At 67.9% G+C, this 18,588-nt stretch carries 20 protein-coding genes; 10 read left to right on the top strand and 10 right to left on the bottom strand.

Going from position 1 to position 18,588, the window contains the following annotated elements; genetic code table 11:
- Positions 1-134: 134 nt before the first annotated feature.
- Together ACZK0Z_RS04135 and sufT are read right to left on the bottom strand one after the other, a co-directional pair.
- Entirely contained in the window at positions 135-1,229 is a 1,095-nt protein-coding gene (locus ACZK0Z_RS04135; protein ID WP_197633565.1) for a branched-chain amino acid aminotransferase, read from the bottom strand.
- Between the two features lie 59 nt (positions 1,230-1,288).
- Entirely contained in the window at positions 1,289-1,840 is a 552-nt protein-coding gene (sufT, locus tag ACZK0Z_RS04130; protein WP_012479222.1) for a putative Fe-S cluster assembly protein SufT, read from the bottom strand.
- A 121-nt stretch (positions 1,841-1,961) separates the two neighbouring features.
- Here sufT and ACZK0Z_RS04125 point away from each other — a divergent pair, with 121 nt between their 5' ends.
- The gene (locus ACZK0Z_RS04125; RefSeq protein WP_049428773.1) at positions 1,962-2,381 is read left to right on the top strand and encodes a hypothetical protein; all 420 of its coding nucleotides are present in this window, start codon (positions 1,962-1,964) and stop codon (positions 2,379-2,381) included.
- Positions 2,382-2,496: 115 nt separating this feature from the next.
- On the opposite strand, the gene ACZK0Z_RS04120 is transcribed toward ACZK0Z_RS04125, so the two are convergent.
- Together ACZK0Z_RS04120 and ACZK0Z_RS04115 are read right to left on the bottom strand one after the other, a co-directional pair.
- Positions 2,497-3,957: an NAD(P)(+) transhydrogenase (Re/Si-specific) subunit beta gene (locus ACZK0Z_RS04120; RefSeq protein WP_049428771.1), complete on the bottom strand. Its 1,461-nt coding sequence runs from the start codon at positions 3,955-3,957 to the stop codon at positions 2,497-2,499.
- Positions 3,954-4,274, bottom strand: a complete 321-nt coding sequence (locus tag ACZK0Z_RS04115) for an NAD(P) transhydrogenase subunit alpha part 2 (RefSeq protein ID WP_049428770.1) — start codon at positions 4,272-4,274, stop codon at positions 3,954-3,956. Before ACZK0Z_RS04115 ends, ACZK0Z_RS04120 begins: the two co-directional genes overlap by 4 nt.
- A 98-nt stretch (positions 4,275-4,372) precedes the next feature.
- Here ACZK0Z_RS04115 and ACZK0Z_RS04110 point away from each other — a divergent pair, with 98 nt between their 5' ends.
- The 3 genes from ACZK0Z_RS04110 to ACZK0Z_RS04100 are packed head-to-tail and all read left to right on the top strand — an operon-like array spanning position 4,373 to position 5,745.
- The gene (locus ACZK0Z_RS04110; RefSeq protein WP_080354992.1) at positions 4,373-4,957 is read left to right on the top strand and encodes an RNA polymerase sigma factor; all 585 of its coding nucleotides are present in this window, start codon (positions 4,373-4,375) and stop codon (positions 4,955-4,957) included.
- Positions 4,954-5,280, top strand: a complete 327-nt coding sequence (locus ACZK0Z_RS04105; protein WP_049428766.1) for a hypothetical protein — start codon at positions 4,954-4,956, stop codon at positions 5,278-5,280. The genes ACZK0Z_RS04110 and ACZK0Z_RS04105 overlap by 4 nt, the downstream gene beginning before the upstream one ends.
- 3 nt (positions 5,281-5,283) lie before the next feature.
- Positions 5,284-5,745 carry a DUF3106 domain-containing protein gene (locus ACZK0Z_RS04100; protein ID WP_049428764.1) on the top strand — a complete coding sequence of 154 codons (462 nt, stop codon included), beginning with the start codon at positions 5,284-5,286 and terminating at the stop codon, positions 5,743-5,745.
- A 102-nt stretch (positions 5,746-5,847) separates the two neighbouring features.
- On the opposite strand, the gene ACZK0Z_RS04095 is transcribed toward ACZK0Z_RS04100, so the two are convergent.
- The gene (locus ACZK0Z_RS04095; RefSeq protein WP_049428762.1) at positions 5,848-6,927 is read right to left on the bottom strand and encodes an NAD(P) transhydrogenase subunit alpha; all 1,080 of its coding nucleotides are present in this window, start codon (positions 6,925-6,927) and stop codon (positions 5,848-5,850) included.
- Between the two features lie 51 nt (positions 6,928-6,978).
- Positions 6,979-9,300, bottom strand: coding sequence for a DUF1631 domain-containing protein (locus ACZK0Z_RS04090; protein WP_197633566.1), 2,322 nt, complete (start codon positions 9,298-9,300; stop codon positions 6,979-6,981).
- 331 nt (positions 9,301-9,631) lie between these two features.
- Here ACZK0Z_RS04090 and ACZK0Z_RS04085 point away from each other — a divergent pair, with 331 nt between their 5' ends.
- Genes ACZK0Z_RS04085 through ACZK0Z_RS04070 form a run of 4 tightly spaced genes read left to right on the top strand, consistent with a single transcriptional unit; the run spans position 9,632 to position 12,486 of the window.
- Positions 9,632-10,213 carry a nitroreductase family protein gene (locus ACZK0Z_RS04085; RefSeq protein WP_049428784.1) on the top strand — a complete coding sequence of 194 codons (582 nt, stop codon included), beginning with the start codon at positions 9,632-9,634 and terminating at the stop codon, positions 10,211-10,213.
- Positions 10,210-11,145 carry a 5'-3' exonuclease gene (locus ACZK0Z_RS04080; RefSeq protein WP_049428759.1) on the top strand — a complete coding sequence of 312 codons (936 nt, stop codon included), beginning with the start codon at positions 10,210-10,212 and terminating at the stop codon, positions 11,143-11,145. The genes ACZK0Z_RS04085 and ACZK0Z_RS04080 overlap by 4 nt, the downstream gene beginning before the upstream one ends.
- Complete coding sequence (locus tag ACZK0Z_RS04075) at positions 11,142-11,696, top strand: NUDIX hydrolase (RefSeq protein ID WP_049428757.1); 555 nt, start codon at positions 11,142-11,144, stop codon at positions 11,694-11,696. The genes ACZK0Z_RS04080 and ACZK0Z_RS04075 overlap by 4 nt, the downstream gene beginning before the upstream one ends.
- A complete protein-coding gene (locus ACZK0Z_RS04070; protein WP_197620619.1) occupies positions 11,689-12,486 on the top strand; it encodes an N-formylglutamate amidohydrolase in 798 nt (265 codons plus the stop codon). The genes ACZK0Z_RS04075 and ACZK0Z_RS04070 overlap by 8 nt, the downstream gene beginning before the upstream one ends.
- Here ACZK0Z_RS04070 and ACZK0Z_RS04065 read toward each other — a convergent pair.
- Both ACZK0Z_RS04065 and ACZK0Z_RS04060 read right to left on the bottom strand, forming a co-directional pair.
- Positions 12,449-13,180 carry a DUF7716 domain-containing protein gene (locus ACZK0Z_RS04065; protein WP_336339845.1) on the bottom strand — a complete coding sequence of 244 codons (732 nt, stop codon included), beginning with the start codon at positions 13,178-13,180 and terminating at the stop codon, positions 12,449-12,451. The genes ACZK0Z_RS04070 and ACZK0Z_RS04065 overlap by 38 nt on opposite strands.
- The gene (locus ACZK0Z_RS04060) at positions 13,177-14,595 is read right to left on the bottom strand and encodes an MFS transporter (protein WP_197633567.1); all 1,419 of its coding nucleotides are present in this window, start codon (positions 14,593-14,595) and stop codon (positions 13,177-13,179) included. Before ACZK0Z_RS04060 ends, ACZK0Z_RS04065 begins: the two co-directional genes overlap by 4 nt.
- 107 nt (positions 14,596-14,702) lie before the next feature.
- On the opposite strand from ACZK0Z_RS04060, the gene ACZK0Z_RS04055 reads away from it, so the two are divergent.
- Entirely contained in the window at positions 14,703-15,587 is an 885-nt protein-coding gene (locus ACZK0Z_RS04055; protein WP_049428749.1) for a LysR family transcriptional regulator, read from the top strand.
- Positions 15,588-15,716: 129 nt separating this feature from the next.
- On the opposite strand, the gene pip is transcribed toward ACZK0Z_RS04055, so the two are convergent.
- Positions 15,717-16,658 carry a prolyl aminopeptidase gene (gene pip, locus ACZK0Z_RS04050; protein ID WP_014646006.1) on the bottom strand — a complete coding sequence of 314 codons (942 nt, stop codon included), beginning with the start codon at positions 16,656-16,658 and terminating at the stop codon, positions 15,717-15,719.
- A 48-nt stretch (positions 16,659-16,706) separates the two neighbouring features.
- On the bottom strand, positions 16,707-17,564 hold the full coding sequence (gene prmC, locus ACZK0Z_RS04045; protein ID WP_049428748.1) for a peptide chain release factor N(5)-glutamine methyltransferase: 858 nt from the start codon (positions 17,562-17,564) through the stop codon (positions 16,707-16,709).
- A 321-nt stretch (positions 17,565-17,885) separates the two neighbouring features.
- On the opposite strand from prmC, the gene ahpC reads away from it, so the two are divergent.
- A complete protein-coding gene (gene ahpC, locus ACZK0Z_RS04040; RefSeq protein ID WP_005415368.1) occupies positions 17,886-18,449 on the top strand; it encodes an alkyl hydroperoxide reductase subunit C in 564 nt (187 codons plus the stop codon).
- Positions 18,450-18,588 lie beyond the last annotated feature (139 nt).

Below are 18,588 nucleotides of genomic sequence, written 5' to 3'. Positions count from 1 at the left end.
TCGGGGTCAGATCCTTTTTCCTATGGAAAAGGGATCTGACCCCCAGGCCCATAACGCAGAAAGCCCGTCACGGGGACGGGCTTTCCGGAAAATCAGCCGAGCGTGGGCTCGGCTCTACAGTTGACCGCGGACGATCAGCCCAGCTTGACCAGCCAGTTGTGGCGGTCCGGCAGGCGGCCGTACTGGATATCGGTCAGTTCCTTGCGCAGCGACATGGTCACTTCGCCGGCCGGGGCGTTGATGTCGCCGACCGAGAAGCCCTCGCCCTTCAGCTGGCCGATCGGGGTGACCACCGCGGCGGTACCGCAGGCAAACACTTCGGCGATATCGCCGGAGGTCACGCCCTGCTTCCACTCATCGATGGTGACCTTGCGCTCTTCGACCCTCATGCCACGGTCGCGGGCCAGCTGCAGGATGCTCTCGCGCGTGATGCCTTCCAGGATGCTGCCAGACAGTTCCGGGGTGACCAGGGTGCCGTCCTTGTAGACCAGGAAGACGTTCATGCCGCCCAGTTCTTCCAGGTACTTGCCTTCGACCGGGTCCAGGAACAGCACCTGCGAACAGCCCTGCGCCTGCGCCTTCTGCTGCGGCAGCAGCGAGGCGGCGTAATTGCCACCGCACTTGGCGGCGCCGGTGCCGCCCTTGGCCGCACGCGCGTATTCGGTGGACAGCCAGATCGACACCGGGGCAACGCCCTTGGCGAAGTACGGGCCAGCCGGGCTGGCGATGACGTAGTAGCCGGCCTTGTGCGCGCCGCGCACGCCGAGGAAGGCTTCGTCGCCGATCATGAACGGACGGAAGTACAGGCTCGACTCATCGGCCGACGGCACCCAGGCGCTGTCCACGGCGATCAGCTGCTTCAGCGATTCGACGAAGATCTCCACCGGCAGTTCCGGCAGCGCCAGGCGCTGTGCCGAACGCTGCAGGCGACGGCCATTGGCATCCGGGCGGAAGGTCCAGATCGAGCCATCGGCATGGCGGTAGGCCTTGATGCCTTCGAAGATTTCCTGGCCGTAGTGCAGCACGGCCGCGGCCGGGTCCAGCTGCAGCGGGCCGTAGGCACGCACGTTGGCGTTGTGCCAGCCGGCGTCCTTGTCCCAGCGCACTTCCACCATGTGATCGGTGAAGTGCAGGCCGAAGCCCGGCTTTTCCAGGATCTGGGCGCGCTCTTCAGCGCTGCGCGGGTGGTCCGAACGGGTGACGGCGAAGCTGGGAATGGACTGGGACACCGGAGGATTCCTGTTCTGGTTGCGGGTAGTGCCGGGCCCGCGTAACTGCGGGCCCTGGGTCAAAGCATGCCGGTCTCGAGCCGGGCCGCCTCGGACATCATGTGCTGGTTCCACGGCGGGTCGAACACCAGGTCGACGTCGGCCTCGGCCACCGTCGGGATCATTTCAAGCTTGCTGCGCACGTCGTCGACCAGGATGTCGCCCATGCCGCAGCCCGGTGCGGTCAGGGTCATCTTCACGTCGATCTCGCGCTGGCCTTCGTCCAGGTGCTTGATCTCGACCTCGTAGACCAGGCCCAGTTCGACGATGTTCACCGGAATTTCCGGGTCAAAGCAGGTGCGCAGCTGCTGCCACACCAGCTGTTCCACCTGTTCATCGGTGGCATCGGCAGGCAGTTCGAGCGGTGCCGGTGCCTCCTTGCCGATGGCGTCGCCGTCCTTGCCAGCAATGCGGAACAGGTTGCCCTCGACGAACACCGAATAACTGCCGCCCAGCGCCTGGGTGATGTACCCATAGCTGCCGGCGGGCAGGGTCACGGTATCGCCCTGCGGGACCATCACGGCCTCGCAATCGCGTTCGAAGTGGACAGGTTCGCTGCTACGGGAATACATGGGGACCGATATGGGGCCGTGGCCAGGCCACGCAAGACGGCATTCTAGCCCAGCCGCCCCGGCACCGCCGGTGCACCGCCGCAAACCACAGTATCCTGTGGGTGATCTTCAGGGAGCTTCGATGTCCTCCAATGCCGCGCGTGCCAGGACCGTCACCTGGCTCTGGCCCATCATGCTGTTGCTGGGCCTGGTTGTTGCTCCCCTTGCCTGGATGGTGCTGGCACTGATGACCGGCCGGCAGGTCGGCTGGATGGCGGTACTGACCGCCCTGGAACTGGTGTTCATGCTGCGCATGGGTACGCTGGGCCCGGGCCGGCTGCGCATCGCGCTGGTCGTGCTGGGCACCCTGCTGGTGGCCGCCGTGGCCAACTGGACCATCGCCAGCGCCTGGATGGGCGGCTCGATCGGCCTGGACCTGTGGGACGCCAGCCTGCGCATGGGCCCGCACCTGGCCTGGACCCTGATCACCCTGGCCAATGGCGCCATGGAATGGCTGTGGCTGGCGCTGGGCGTGGCCGTGGGCGCCTGGCTGGCGCGCTGAGCGCGATGGCCCCCGTGCGCGTTGTGCTTCCCGGGTAGATCCACGCCACGCGTGGATGAGACTGCGCATATGGGGTCAGAGCCCTTTCCTGTGGAAAGGGATCCGACCCCGGATCTCAATGCCCGCCGTCGAGCGCCTTCAACTCACTGACCAGCGAGGCCGCCGCTTCGGCACCGTCGCCGTACAGCATGCGGGTGTTGTCGGCGTAGAACAGCGCATTCTCGATGCCGGCAAAGCCGGTGCCCTTGCCGCGCTTGATCACCACCACGTTGCGGGCGTTGACCACGTCCAGCACCGGCATGCCGTAGATCGGGCTGGCCGGGTCGGTGCGCGCGACCGGATTGACCACATCGTTGGCGCCGATCACCAGCACCACGTCGGTGTTGGCGAACTCCGGGTTGATGTCGTCCATGTCGGCGATCAGGTCGTAGGGCACGCCCGCCTCGGCCAGCAGCACGTTCATGTGCCCGGGCATGCGCCCCGCCACCGGGTGGATCGCGAACTTCACCTTCACCCCGCGCTGTCCCAGCCGCTGCGCCAGTTCCCAGATCTTGTGCTGGGCCTGCGCCACCGCCATGCCGTAGCCGGGCACGATCACCACGCGCTCGGCAAAGGCCATCATCGCGGCGACGTCGGCCGCTTCGATCGGCTTCTGCGAGCCGCTGATCGCCTGCCCTTCACCACCGGCACCACCGCCGAAGTTGGAGAACAGCACGTTGCGGATCGGACGGTTCATCGCCTTGGCCATCAACCGGGTCAGCAGGATGCCAGCCGCGCCAACCATCATGCCGGCGATGATCAGCGCCTCGTTGCCCAGCACATAGCCTTCGAACGACACCGCCAGGCCGGTGAACGCGTTGTACAGCGAGATCACCACCGGCATGTCGGCACCGCCGATCGGCAGCGTCATCAGCACGCCCAGCGCCAGTGCCAGCACGAAGAAGGCGACGATGGACCAGCTACTGAGCGTGCTGGCCGCGATGATCGCCAGCACCACCACCGCCAGCGCCACCAGCAGATTCATCACCTGCTGGCCGGGCCAGGTCACGCGCTTGTCCAGCCGTCCATCCAGCTTGGCCCAGGCGATCACCGAGCCGGACAGCGACACCGCGCCGATCGCCGCGCCGACCACCGCCAGCAGCAGCACCGTGCCCGATGGCTGGCGCGCGGCCAGGTCGGCCAGCGCCTGCGCGCTCCAGTGGCTGGTATCGCGGTGGGCCAGGAAGGAATAGCGCAGCAGTTCCACCGCGCCGATGGCCGCCGCCGAGCCGCCGCCCATGCCGTTGTACAGCGCCACCATCTGCGGCATGTCGGTGATGGCGACCTTGCCGGCCGACCACCAGGCCAGGCCCGCGCCAAGCAGCAGCGCCACCAGGATCAGCGGCACGTTGTGCAGTTCGGGCAGGAAGAAGGTTGCCGCCGTAGCCAGCAGCATGCCCAGCCCGGCCCAGCGGATGCCGCTGCGCGCGGTCAGCGGCGAGGCCATCCGCTGCAGGCCGAGCAGGAACAGCGTGGCGGCGACGAGGTAGCTGGCCTTGACCAGCCAGTCGAGCAGTTCGACGGTACTGATGTTCAAGCCTGCGGCTCCTTCGGTTCGTCCTTGGCACCCTTGGGCGCGCTCGGCTTGAACATTTCCAGCATGCGCGCGGTGACCACGTACCCACCGGCAGCGTTGCCGGCACCCAGCACCACGGCGAGGAAGCCCAGCGCCTTTTCCAGTGGCGTCTGCGCGTGCCCCAGCACCACCATCGCGCCGATCAGCACGATGCCGTGGATGAAGTTGGAACCCGACATCAGCGGGGTATGCAGGATCACCGGCACCCGCGAAATGATCACGTGGCCGGCGATGGCCGCCAGCATGAAGATGTACAGCGCCACGAACCCGTCACTCACTGGCAACGCTCCCGCTCTGTCTTCGTCGGCCCATCATAACCACGGGCTGAACCCGGCGCGCGCCCACGGTCAACCGAAGCCGCGCTCACGCGTTGTCGATGGTGACCCCGAGCGAGGAACCGTACCCTGTGCTGGTGAGCAGCCCTGTCCCCCCGAGCGCCGAGACCGATGCCCTGCCGGCGTCGCTGGAAGTGTTCCTGGCCAGCGTCGGCCCGCGCGCATTCCGCTTCGCTGAGGCCGGCCTGCGCCAGCGCGACGACGCCATGGACGCGGTGCAGGACGCCCTGATGCGCATGCTGGACTACGCCGACAAGCCGGCCGCCGAATGGGCGCCGCTGTTCTGGAGCATCCTGCGCCGGCGCGTGATCGACCTGCAGCGTCGACGCCGTTTCCGCCTGCCGTTCTGGCGCGACAACCAGGATGCCGACGGTGGCGGGATCGACTGGGCCGATCCCGGCCCGGACCCGGCGCAGGCGCACGAACAGCGCCAGCAGTACCAGCAGCTGGTGCAGGCACTGCGTACCCTGCCCGCCCGCCAGCGAGAAGCCTTCACCCTGCGCGTGCTGCAGGACCTGGACGGGGCCACCACCGCCCGCGCCATGGGCTGCAGCGAAGGCGCGGTAAAAACCCATCTGGCACGCGCCCGGCAGGCGCTGCAGGACTACCTGGAGACCCACCCGTGAACCGCTCCCTGCCCTCCGATGACATCCTGCGCAGCCTGCACGCGCAGTCGCTGCAGGCACTGTCGCCGGCCACGCTGGCACAGCTGCGCCAGGCCCGCCACGGCGCCAGCGCGGCCCGGCACGGGCGCCTGCGCTGGTGGCTGGCCAGCGCCTGTTCGCTGGTGGTGGCACTGGGTATCGGCCTGCAGTTCAGCGGCCACAGCCCCCTGTCGGGCCCAGCGCCGGCCCCGGTGCTGGCCTCGGTAGAAGACAACAGCACGCTATATGACGAAAATCCCGATCTGTACCTGTGGCTGGGCGATACCGACCTGGCGATGGAGTGAACCATGCCCCGATTCAACCTGCTGCCGCTGCTGTTGACCCTGTCGCTGCTGCCGGCCGTCCCCGCGCTGGCGCAGACTGCTGCACCCGCTGCGGCCCCACGTCCTGTACCGGCCGCACCGCTGCCGGCGTGGGAACAGCTGAGTGAAGCCCAGCGCGAATCGCTGCTGGCACCGCTGCGCGACCGCTGGAACAGCGCCGATGCCAGCCAGCGCCAACGCATGCTGTCGCACGGCCAGCGCTGGCAATCGATGAGCCCGGAGGAACGTGACAAGGCGCGCCGTGGTCTGCGCCGCTTCGAGCACATGAGCCCGGAACAGCGTGAGCAGGCCCGGGCACTGTTCGGTCAGATGCGCGACATGCCACCGGCGCAGCGCGACGCCCTGCGTGAGCGCTGGTCGCAGATGACGCCGGAACAGCGCAAGGACTGGGTGCGCGACAACCCGCCGCCGGCCAAGCCGCGGTAAAGGCAGCGTTCAACCCTTTGTAGAGCCGAGCCCAAGCTCGGCTGCTTTATCGCGCCTGCGCAAGCCGAGCATGGGCTCGGCTCTACAGGAGGCATATCAGGTTCACGCCTGCCAGCGTGTCTTGGCCAGCAACTCGTCGTCCCAGTCGAACGCCAGCTGCCCCTCGCGCACGAACAGCGCGACGAAGTTCAGCAGGTTGCGCGCATACATCTCGCTGGCCTGGGTCGCGCCGCGACTGGCCAGGCCCAGCGGGCCGTCGATGGTCACGCCCTGGTGTTCAATGCATTGCCCTGGCCGGGTCAGTGCGCAGTTGCCACCGCTCTCGGCGGCCAGGTCCACGATCACGCTGCCAGTGGCCATGCCTTCCACCATCGCCGCAGTGACGATGGTGGGTGCCGGGCGCCCCGGTACCGCCGCCGTGCAGATCACCACATCCACGCCGCGCAGGTGATCGGCCAGGCGGCGCTGCTGCTCGGCTCGCTCCTCATCGGTCAACGCGCGCGCGTAACCGCCCTCGCCGGCCGCGCTCACCCCCAGGTCGAGGAAACGGGCGCCCAGCGACTGGATCTGCTCGCGGGTTTCCGGGCGCACGTCGAAGCCTTCCACCTGGGCACCGAGGCGCCGGGCAGTGGCAATGGCCTGCAGTCCCGCCACGCCGGCACCGATCACCAGCACCTTGGCCGGACGCACGGTGCCGGCAGCGGTGGTCAGCATCGGGAAGAATCGTGGTGCGCGTTCGGCGGCGATCAACGCGGCCTTGTAACCGGCCATGCCGGCCTGTGAACTGAGCACATCCATCGCCTGCGCACGGGTGGTGCGCGGCAGCTGCTGCAGCGGGAACAGGTGCAGGCGGTCATCGGCAGCCAGTGCCGCCAGGGCCACATCACTGGCAGGGGTCAACAGGCCAACCACGGTGGCACCCGGCTTGAGCTGCTGCAGTACCGTCGCCGGGGGCGCCTGCACGCACAGCAGGATGTCGATCTCGGCCCAGCGGGCGGCGTCGAACGCGCGGGCACCGGCATCGTCATAGGCGGCATCGGTGAAACCCGCGGCCAGTCCGGCGCCGGGCTCGTACCAGACAGTGATGCCCAGGGCGCCGAGCTTGCGCGCGGTCTCCGGTGTCAGCGCCACGCGCCGTTCGCCCGGCACGGTCTCCTTGATCCCCAGCAACGCTACGGCCATGCAGGTCCCCGCTGATCGGTGAGTTTTCCCGATCCTAGCAGGCGGCTCCACTCAGTGCAGGGTGGCGCTGCCCGGGTCCAGCCGATCGATCACGCCCTGCATCGCGCTGTCGAACGCACCGTCATCCACATGGGCGCGCAGACGTCCCAGCCGCACCATCACCGCCAGTTCCTCCGGCGAGGCTACGCAGAAGCGCACGCCACGACGGTTGACGAACAGCAGGCGCGAGGAAATCGGGCTGACCCAGGACAGCTTGCCGGCCTGCACCTTGCCGTCCTTGTCGACGAAATCCAGCCAGTTGCCGATCTCCATTCGACGGAAGCGATCGGCGTCGGCATTGTCGAAATCATCGGCATCGATCTGGCCGCTCAGCTCCACCGCCGGTGATTCAGCCACCGGGGGGGTGGGCAGTGCGACCTGAGGCAGTTCCGGCAGCCCGCGCTGCAGTTCCGGCCGCGATTCGGCAATGCCCTGCAGGGTGTCATGCAGGGCATCGATGGCGCCGGTGGCGGCGTCGCCATGCACGCCCACGCTGGCGAACACCTTGGCCAGCACCGGCTGCCAGGCCTGCAGCCACGGCTTGCCGACGATCTGGCGGCGGGCCTCGGCCACTTCCTCCAGCAGGCCGTCGCCCAGGCTCAGTGCCTCGGCCACCGACGCGCCCTCCTCGCCCTCGCGCAGCAGCGCCAGGGTCAGGTGGTGCTGCCACGGCTGGCGCAGGAATTCGGCGATGGCCGGCGGCAGGGTGGCATCACCGATGCGGCGGTCCAGTTCGGCGCCGGCGCGGGTGCGGGCCATTTCCAGTTTTTCCTGGCCACGCTGCGTTTCGGCGGCGCGGCGCTCGGCGATTTCCACGCGACGGCGGTGCTGCACCAGGAACTCGCGGAATTCCTCTTCCAGGGTCAGGAAGATCGCCAGGTTCTCGTTGAACTCGGCAACCAGGCGCTCGATGATCTCCTCGACCTTGGCCATCAGCATGCGCTCGGCCTGGCTTTCGCCGGTGTTGCCTTCGCAGGCCTCGGCCAGCGAGTTGAGCAGCTTGCGCGCCGGATGGGTCTTCTGCACGAACATGCGGCGGTCGAGCATCGCGACCTTGACGAACGGCACCACCAGGCGGCCGATCAGCTCGCGCGAGCGGCCTTCCAGTTCGCGCTCGTCCAGCATCACGTCGAACAGCATGCCCACCAGGTCGATCGCATCCTCGTCCTGCGGGTCCAGCCGGGTCTGGCCCGGATCGACACCGAGACGGGTGGCGCTGGACAGCACTTCGCTCTTCAACCGCTGCGCCAACGATTCGCCGTCCTCGCCGATCGCCGCGCGCAGGGTCGCACTGGGCGTGGCCTGCAGCAGCGACAGCACCGACATCATCTCGCGCTGGCTGAGCGGACGCTGCTGGCCGATCGCCACCTGTGCGGCCGACGTCGCGTCCTCGCGCACGTGGCGGGTCTGCTGCAGCAGTTCGTGCAGCGCCTCCAGCAGCATGCCCTGCTGGCCCGCATGGGCGTCGCCGGTGCCGCCGTCTTCGGCGCCCAGGTGCTGCTGCATGTGCCCACGCCGCTCGGACCAGCGTGCGGCAAAGCGCTGCGCCCAGGCCGGCGCGGCCTGCTCGTCATCACCGAATTCGCCGTCCAGGCCCGTGCCCGGGCGCTGCTCCACCAGGTCATCCAGGCCCGAGGCCATGCGCGGGTCGGGCGCCGCCGACAGTGGACGCCGCGGCGCTCCCATCTGCGACATCACCCCGGCCGCGGCCAGTTGCTCGTCCAGCTTCTCGTAGATGCGACCCACCGGCGCGCGCAGGTCGCGCTCGCACAGCTTGATCAGCACCAGGTGCACTTCCGGAGCCAGTTCGCAGCCGGCAAAGGCTTCGTGGATGGCCACGCCCAGGTGTTCGGGGCTGATGGGATTATGGTCGGCATCCAGTTCGGCGCCGCCGATCAGACGGCCCAGGCGGCGGTCGAGCCGCGCCAGGACCGGCTTGAAGTCACGCAGCAGCACCGTGGCGAAATTGCGCACCGCCAGCCGCGACTCCAGCACGTGCTCGGCCAGCAGGCTCAGGCCATCCTCGGCTGGGCCGGACAGCGTCGATTCGGCCGACATGGGCTCACCACTGGCCAGCGCATCCCAGGCCCGCTGCAGGTGGCCAGAGAAGGCACCGGCAATGTCCTCGCGGCGGCGGCGCAGTTCGCGCATCGCATCCAGGAACAGCAGCTGCGACGAACCGGCATTGCCGGCCCGATCGAACAGGGCATCGTCGAAGCGCGCCAGTGCCGCGCCGAAGGCCTGGCACAGCGCGGGCAGGACCATGTCCCGGGCAAGCTGGAGCTGGGCCGGGTCACGGCCCGGCGATCCCATCGGTGTGGGCGCGCTCATCATTCGGGAAGGCTCCCCACCTTCTCTGGTACGACAGACAACGTGGACATCGCGACAACCGGCACACCCCATGTACCGGTACGTCGATGGTAGGCCGGCCAGCCCGTCACGGACAGTGAAACAGTCCTCACTTCAAACCTCATGACCGGCGGCCCGGCAAGGTAGATATCGTAAGCCGTGCAAGGCCTGCGAGGCGAGGGGAAGCGGCCGTCCGTTTCCCGCCAGTGGCATGACGTTCATCACAGTTTGATATTCAAAGGCCAGACGCGACACAGACGGTGTCTTTGACCACCCCGACTATAATCAAACCTCCGTGATGACCGGTTCAGACTCCATGCCCGACCCCGCCGCCCTGCTCGCCCTGGATGCCCGCCGCTCCGTGCCTTCGCGGCAGCTGGCCGAGCCCGGCCCGGATCCGGCCACCCTGCAGCGGATGCTGGCCTCGGCCGTGCGTGTGCCCGACCACGGCAAGCGCGTGCCGTTCCGCTTCCTGAAGATCGCCGGCGATGCACGTCACACTCTGGGCGACTTCCTGGCCGAGCGCAGCCGCCAACGCGACCCGCACGCCGGCGAGGCCGTGTTCGAAAAGGACCGCCAGCGATTCAGCCATGCGCCGCTGGTGATCGTGGTGGTGGCCAGCCCGCGCCCGGACCCGAAGGTGCCCGAACAGGAGCAGCTGATGACCGCCGGCTGCGTCTGCTTCGCCCTGCTGCAGGCCGCGCAGGCGCTGGGCTTCGGCGCGCAGTGGCTGACCGCCTGGATGGCCTTCGACCCGGCCGTGCAGGCCTACCTGGGGCTGTCCGAGGGCGAAGGCATTGCCGGTTTCATCCATATCGGCACGCCGAAGGCCGCCGTGCCCGAGCGCGAGCGTCCGGACCCGGCCGCCCTGCTGCGCGACTGGACGCCTCCGGCATGACCCTGCCGGTACCACCGCCGTCGCTGTACCTGGTCGACGCCAGCATCTACGTGTTCCGCGCCTGGCACTCGCTGCCGGACCAGTTCCAGGACGCGCAGGGCTGGCCGACCAATGCCGTGCACGGCTTCGCCCGCTTCCTGCTGGACCTGCTCGAGCGCGAGCGCCCGCGTCACATCGCCATCGCCTTCGACGAAGCACTGGACAGTGGCTTCCGCCACCGCCTGTACCCGGCCTACAAGGCCAACCGCGACCCGGCGCCGGAGGCGCTCAAGCGCCAGTTCGTGCACTGCAAGGCGCTGTGCGCGGCGTTGGGCCTTGCCGTTCTGGCCCACCACGAATACGAGGCAGATGACCTGATCGGCAGCGCCCTGCATGTGCATCGTGGCAGCCACCGCGGCGTGATCATCTCCGCCGACAAGGACCTGTCGCAGCTGCTGCTGGACCACGACGAACAGTGGGACTACGCACGCAACCAGCGCTGGGACGTGGCCGGGGTGAAGGCACGACACGGCGTGCATGCGCACCAGATCGCCGATTACCTGGCGCTGTGTGGCGACGCGGTGGACAACATTCCCGGTGTCAGTGGCGTCGGCAGCAAATCCGCTGCCGTGCTGCTGGCCCATTTCGGCAGCATGGACGTGCTGTACGAGCGACTGGATGAAGTGCCGTTCCTGCGCCTGCGTGGCGCCGCCCAGATGGCCGTGCGCCTGCGCGAGCAGCGCGAGCACGCCCTGCTCTGGCGCCAGCTGACCACCATCGCGCTGGACGCGCCGCTGGAAGGCAGCCAACCCGGCCTGCTGCGCCAGACCGCCGATCCCGAGCTGCTCAGCGGCCTGTGCCAGACCCTGCGCTTCGGCCCGATGACACGCCGCCGGCTGTTCGATGCCGCCGGCGTACCCGATATTCTTCCCACCCACAGCGAGCCCGCATGAGCCAGCGCAACACCGAAGCCCCGCGTGTCGTCTATGAAGGCAAGTACCAGCGCATGCTGGTGCGCGGCACCTGGGAATACAGCGAACGTACCCACGCCGGTGGCCTGGCCGCGATCATCATCGCCGTCACCCCCGAGGACAAGGTGCTGTTCGTCGAGCAGTTCCGCGTGCCGCTGCAGGCCCCCACCATCGAGATGCCGGCCGGCCTGGTCGGCGACATCCACGCCGGCGAGTCGATCGAAGTCTCGGCGGTGCGCGAGCTGGAGGAAGAAACCGGCTGGACCGCCGATCACGCCGAAGTGCTGATGATCGGCCCGACGTCCTCTGGCGCCAGCAGCGAGAAGATCGCCTTCGTGCGCGCCACCGGCCTGCGCCGTGTCGGCGAGGGCGGTGGTGATGACAGCGAAGACATCACCGTGCACGAGATTCCGCGTGCTCGGGCGGCTGCCTGGCTGGTAGAGAAAATGGGCGAAGGCTACGAGCTGGATGCCAAGCTCTGGGCCGGGCTGTGGATGATCGAGCACCATCTGGACGGACGCCCGCGTGGCTGACGCCGATCTGCACGCGCTGCCTGCGCTGCTGGGCGCAGACGACCCGGCGATCCACACGATCCACCGGCCGCAGGGCGCCTCGCCGTTCCTGCTGCTGGCCGACCATGCCGGCCAGCGGGTGCCGCGCGTCCTCGCAGGCCTGGGCTTGCCGCAGGCCGAACTGGACCGCCATATCGGCTGGGACATCGGCATTGCCGGCACCACCCGCGCACTGTCCGAACGGCTGGATGCCTGGGCGATCGAACAGACCTATTCGCGGCTGCTGATCGACTGCAACCGCCCGCTGGCGTCGCCAACGCTGATTCCGGAAGTGAGCGACCACACGGTGGTGCCAGGCAATACCGGGCTGTCGGCAGCGCAGCGGCAACAACGCATCGAAGCGATCCACGCGCCCTACCACGCGCGCATCGACGCCGAGCTTGATGCACGCCGTGATGCAGGCCGCCCCACGCTGCTGGTGATGATGCACAGCTTCACCCCGGCGATGAACGGCATGCAGCGGCCGTGGCATGCCGGCGTGCTGTACCACCAGGACACGCGTTTTGCCCATGCGCTGCTGCAGGCACTGCGCGACGAGGGCGACCTGGTGGTGGGTGACAATGAGCCGTATTCGGTCAGCAGTACCAGTGACTATGCGGTGCCGGTGCATGGCGAAGGCCGTGGCCTGGTGCACGTGGAGCTGGAGATCCGCCAGGACCTGATTGCCGACGTGGCCGGGCAGCAGGCGTGGGCGGAGCGGCTGGCGCGGATCTTCAGCGCATTGCAGCCGCAGTTGCTGGCGTTTGGTTGAACGTCATCCAGGCATGGCATGGATGGTGTTGTTCAACGCAATGCGGGCGCGTCCATCCACGGGAACGGCTTGTAGCCACGCACCTGCAGCGTCGCGCCGATGTCGGCGAAGTCATCCTTGATCGCCTGCGCACGACGCCGATCCAGCGCTTCACCCAGCAGTAGCGGCAACGCGCCAATGCATCGCCCACCGGAATCTCCAGCAGGCGCGCCACGCGCTGCGCCGCCGCTTTGATCTGCGCTTCCGGGCACGCGTTCAATGCCATATCGAAGGACGCGAAGATGCCTGTGCCCACACCCGCCTCGCGTGCAGCCGCCTGTTCCGCAGCTTCCGCTTCGCCCAGAGCCTCATCGATGCCTTCGACCTGCCGGAACGCGTCGTACTCGGCGTAGTACGCCAGCGCCTGCGCGTAGTCCCGCAGCGAAGACAACGGGCGCTGCCGCTTCTGCACGTCGAGCACGTCCGCAAACGTCGCAGGTTCCAGGAACGTGCCCAGGCCCAGCGCGCGCGCTTCAGCCGGAACCTCGCTGTCCTCATCGAATGCGGCATCCTCATCGGGTGGCAACCAGAAGCGCGCCTGCAGCAGGTCGTCATCGGTGGCGTGCACCCAACCGAAGGAGCCGTACACCTCATCATCATCGTTGCAGGCTGCGAAGGCATGCAGGGTCTGTTGCAGGTCCAGCAGTTCGATCATGCGTCGGTGCTCAGGCAGGCGGTTGCTGACGAGTCTACCGGCGCCGGGCGCAGGCCCAGCGCGATCACCACGCCGAGCGCAGCGAACAGCGCGGCGCCGTACTGTGCATTGACCATGCCCTGCAGGGCATCGGCACTGGTTGCTGCCTGCGTGCTGCGCGCGGCGTTGGCCACCATCACCAGTACCGCCAATCCCAGCGCGCCACCGATCTGCTGGGCGGTGGCGGCCATGCCGGACGCGACACCCTGCTGCGGTCCCGGCACGCCCTGACCGGCCACGATCCACATCGCTGTCCAGCTCATGCCCTGGCCGACACTGAGCACCACGATGCCCGGCAGCAGCGGCCAGTAGCCAGCGCCATGCGGCATCGCCACCGCCACCGCAGCGATGCCGATGGCACCGGCGGCGAAGCCCCAGGCCAGTACCTGCCGTGGCGAACGGCGCCGCAGCATGCGTTCGGCAATACGAATGCCGAAAGTGCACACCAGCGTCGGCAGCAGGAAGGCCATGCCGGCCTGCAGCGGGCTCCAGCCGTAGCCATCCTGGAAGTACAGCGCAAGGAAGTAGTACTGCACGCCATAGCTGCTCATGAAGGCGAAGGTCAGGCCGAGTGCCGCGCGCAGGCCAGGCGGGCGCAACAGCGAAAACTGCATCAGCGGGTCACGGCTGCGCTTTTCGATCTGCACGAACGCCGCCAGCAGTACCGCTGAAAGCAGCAGGCAGATGAGCGTGGCTGGTGCCGTCCAGCCCCACTCCGGCCCTTGCACCAGGGTGGTGACCAGCAGGCTGCCGCCGGCGGTGACGGTGAGGCAACCGGCCAGGTCGAACGAACGTCCCTGCACCCGTGGGCCATCGGCCGGTAGCCATGCACCGGCAGCCACTGCGCATGCGGTGGCCAGCGGCACGATCACCGCCAGCACTGCCGGCCAGCCGAACGCCTGGGTCAGCACGCCGCCGAGCAGCGTGCCCAGCGCCAGGCCGACCGCGCTGGCCATGCTCCAGATCGCCAGCGCGCGGTTGCGCACCGGGCCTTCGGCGTACAGCGTGTTGATCAGCGCCAGCGTGGCCGGGAACAGCAGCGCCGCACCGACGCCCTGTGCGGCACGCGCGATGATCAGCAGGGTCGCGTTCGGCGCAAGCGCGCCGAGCAGCGAGGCCAGTGCGAACAGCAGCATGCCCAGCCGGTAGAAGCGACGGCGCCCGATCAGATCGGCGGCACGCCCCCCCAGCAGCAGGCTGCCACCAAAGGCCACGGTGTAGGCACTGACCACCCACTGCAGCTGCTGCGCGTTGATCTGCAGCGCGCGGCCCATGTCATGCAGGGCGACGAAGATGACGGTGGCGTCGAGGGCGATGATCAGCTGCGCGGTGGCCAGCAGGGTCAGCGCCCAGCGTGGATAGTTGAGGGGAGGCATCGGCAGGTTGAAGCGGTGGGGGGGAGCGCAGTCTCATTGATGCGCCCATATCAATAAACCCCTTGAAGCCCATATCTGTCATGATTTTCCGCATGAATGGAGCCTCGATGGACCTCAATGCGGTGCGCATGCTGGTGCAGGTGGCGGAAGCGCGCAGCTTCACGGTGGCCGCCGGCCAGCTCGGCCTGAGCCAGTCCGGCCTGTCGCGCGCGATCGGCCGACTGGAGGCCACACTGGGGGTGAAGCTGCTGCAGCGGAATACCCGCAACGTGGCGCTGACCCCGGATGGCCGCCAGTTCGTCGAACAGGTGATGCCGCTGCTGGCTGGCCTCGACGATGCCGAGCGGCAGCTGGCCGACCGACCCTGCACGCCCTCGGGCACCTTGAAGATCAGCGCGCCGTCGATGTTCGGCCGCAAGGTGCTCGTGCCAATGCTGGCACCGCTGCTGCAACAGCATCCGCAGCTGCAGGTGGAAGCGGTGCTGAGCGACCGCCTGGTCGATCTGGTCGAGGAAGGGTTCGATGCCGCGCTGCGTACCGGCGTCATCGCCGACCAGCGCATTGTTGCGCGGCCCTTGCGGCCGCTGCGCTGGGTGACCGTGGCCAGCCCGGACTATCTGGCCCGCTGCGGCGCGCCGGTCGATGTGACCGCGCTGCAGGACCACGCCTGCCTGGCCGTGCGCAACCTGCGTAGTGGCCGCGTGGTCAACTGGCAGTTCCTGCACGACGGCCAGCTACGGGAAGTCACGCCGCCGACGCGGATGGTGTTCGACAGCGGCGATCCACTGGTGGAAGCGGCCATCGCCGGCATCGGCATCGTGCAGGTGATGGATTTCGCGGTGGCCGACGCGCTGGCCGATGGCCGGCTGCAGCGCGTGCTGCAGCCGTTCGAAGGCCGCAGCCGTGCGTTGTCGTTGATCTACCCGCCGTCGCGGCAGCACTCACCGAAACTGCAGGTGCTGGCTGACGCGTTGCTGGCCGGGAACTGGTAGATCCACGCCATGCGTGGAGGCTCCTGCGTTGCCCCCATCCACGCATGGCGTGGATCTACCGGCCGGTGCATCCGGGTCGGGGTCAGAGCCCTTTCCTTGGGAAAGGGATCTGACCCCTGGCGTTGCCGATCAGGCGAAGCTATCGGTGGCGCGCACCAGCGCGTCCACGTTCTCGGCCTCGAACGCCGAGTGGCCCGAGGCCGGGGTGATTTCCAGCTTCGCCTTCGGCCATACCTTGGTCAGGTCCCAGGCATTGGCCAGCGGGCAGACCACGTCGTAGCGGCCGTGCACGATCACGCCCGGGATGTCGGCGATGCGGTGCGCGTCGCGCAGCAGCTGGTCTTCCACCTCGAAGAAGCCACCGTTGACGAAGTAGTGGTTCTCGATGCGGGCGAAGGCCAGCGCGAAGTGCGGGTCTTCGTGGCTGTTGATGAAGTCGTCATCGACGTGCAGGAAGCTGGTCGCACCTTCCCACACCGCCCAGGCCTTGGCCGCTTCCAGGCGGGTGGTTTCGTCGTCGCTGGTCAGGCGGCGGTGGAAGGCCGAGATCAGGTCATGACGCTCCACCGACGGGATCGGCTTCAGATAATGCTCCCAGGCATCCGGGAACAGGCGGTTGGCACCTTCCTGGTAGAACCATTCCAGTTCCCAGCGGCGCAGCATGAAGATGCCGCGCAGCACCAGCTCGGTCACACGCTGCGGGTGGGTTTCTGCATAGGCCAGGGCCAGGGTCGAACCCCAGCTGCCGCCGAATACCTGCCAGCGATCCACCTTCAGGTGCTCGCGCAGCTTTTCGATATCGGCAACGAGGTCCCAGGTGGTGTTGTCCACCAGGTCGGCGTGCGGGGTGGAACGGCCGGCACCACGCTGGTCGAACAGGATGATGCGGTACTTCGACGGGTCGTGGAACTGGCGCATCTTGTCGCTGCAGCCGCCGCCCGGGCCACCGTGCAGCATCACCACCGGCTTGCCATCCGGGTTGCCGCACTGTTCGAAGTACAGCGTGTGGCGGTCATCGACCTTCAGGGTGCCGACGTCGTAGGGGGTGATGGCGGGGTACAGCGTACGCATGCTTGCAGCTCCAGGGTGATGCCCTGCCGGGGCAGGAGAACCTCCATTCTAGGCCGGTCGCCGGCCCAGGGTGATGCGGTCGCGCTGCTCCAGGTCCTGCACGGTCTGCACGTCGGCAAAACCCGCCGCGTCGAACAACGCGCGGATCGCCTGGCCCTGGTCCCAACCGTGCTCGATCAGCAGCCAACCATCAGGCAGCAGGTGGGCCAGGCCACCGTCGACGATGCGGCGGATGTCGTCCAGGCCGTCCACACCGGAGGCCAGCGCAGTGGCCGGTTCAAAACGCAGGTCGCCCTGTTCCAGATGCGGGTCGTCGCTGGCGATGTACGGCGGGTTGCTGGCAATCAGATCAAAGCGCGCGCCCTGCAGCGGCGCGTACCAGTCGTGGCCCCCCTGGGCGAAGCGCACGTTGCGCAGTTCATGGCGCGCGGCGTTGCGCGTGGCCACGGCCAGCGCGCCCGGGCTGGCATCGGTGGCCAGCACCTGCGCCTGCGGCCGCTCGCTGGCCAGCGCCAGCGCGATCGCACCGCTCCCGGTGCCGAGGTCGGCCACCTGCAGGTCGCGATTGGCCGGCAGGCGCTCCAGCGCCAGTTCCACCAGCAGTTCGGTTTCCGGGCGCGGAATCAGCGTGGCCGGGTCGACCTCCAGGTCCAGCGTCCAGAAGCCGCGGCGGCCGGTCAGGTAGGCAACCGGCTCGCCGGCCACACGGCGGGCCAGCAACGCCTCGAAGACCGCCTGGTCGGCAGCGGCCAGCGGATCGGTGGCGTGCGCGAACAGCCAGCTGCGCGGGCGCTCCAGTACATGCAGCAGCAGCAGTTCGACCTCGTGGCGGGCTTCAACGCCGCCGAGGCGGGCGCTGGCATCGGCCACGATCTGGCGCAGGGAGGATTCGGTTTTGACAGACATGCCGCAATTGTAGAGCCGAGCCCATGCTCGGCTGCTTCTGGGACAGCCGAGCGTAGGCTCGGCTCTACAACAGCGGAATCCGTTCAGGTTCTGGCGAACGGGATAAGGACGGGCTATCGGCCGCATTCACCTGCCGGGAAAGATTTTCCTTGTCATACAGGCAGTTGCAGGATGGGAGCGGCAAGGTTCAGTGTCAGCTCATGGCCTTTTGATAGACTCCATCTATCAAATAGATGCAATCAATGGATTGTTCTTATCGCCAGCGAGTCGGTAACCTAGCTCCTGTCGATTCACCCACTCCCCTTCACCAGAGGAAAAACGATGTCCCTGATCAACACCCAGATCCAGCCGTTCGAAGCCAACGCTTACCACAATGGCGAGTTCATCAAGGTTTCCGATGCCAGCCTGAAGGGCCAGTGGTCCGTCCTGATCTTCATGCCGGCCGCCTTCACCTTCAACTGCCCGACCGAGATCGAAGACGCGGCTGACCATTACGCCGAGTTCAAGAAGGCTGGCGCCGAGGTCTACATCGTCACCACCGACACCCACTTCTCTCACAAGGTGTGGCACGAAACCTCGCCGGCCGTCGGCAAGGCCCAGTTCCCGCTGGTCGGCGACCCGACCCACCAGCTGACCCGCGCCTTCGGCGTGCACATTGAAGAAGAAGGCCTGGCCCTGCGCGGCACCTTCATCATCAACCCGGAAGGCGTGATCAAGACCCTGGAGATCCACTCCAACGAGATCGCCCGTGACGTGTCCGAGACCCTGCGCAAGCTGAAGGCTGCCCAGTTCACCGCCGCCAACCCGAACCAGGTGTGCCCGGCCAAGTGGAAGGAAGGCGAGAAGACCCTGACCCCGTCGCTGGACCTGGTCGGCAAGATCTAACGCAGTACCGGCCTGCCGCGGCCCCACGCCACGGCGCGCCCTTCATCCCCGTGCCGGTCCCCCGCCGGCGTGGGGGTGAACCCAAGACAGCCAACGCGCGCCAGCCTTGGCCAGCCAGCCCCTTCCACGGTCGCTGTCT

This window comes from Stenotrophomonas sp. 116085_Sma (assembly GCF_056479585.1).
This window is presented reverse-complemented; position numbering and strand designations above follow the sequence as displayed.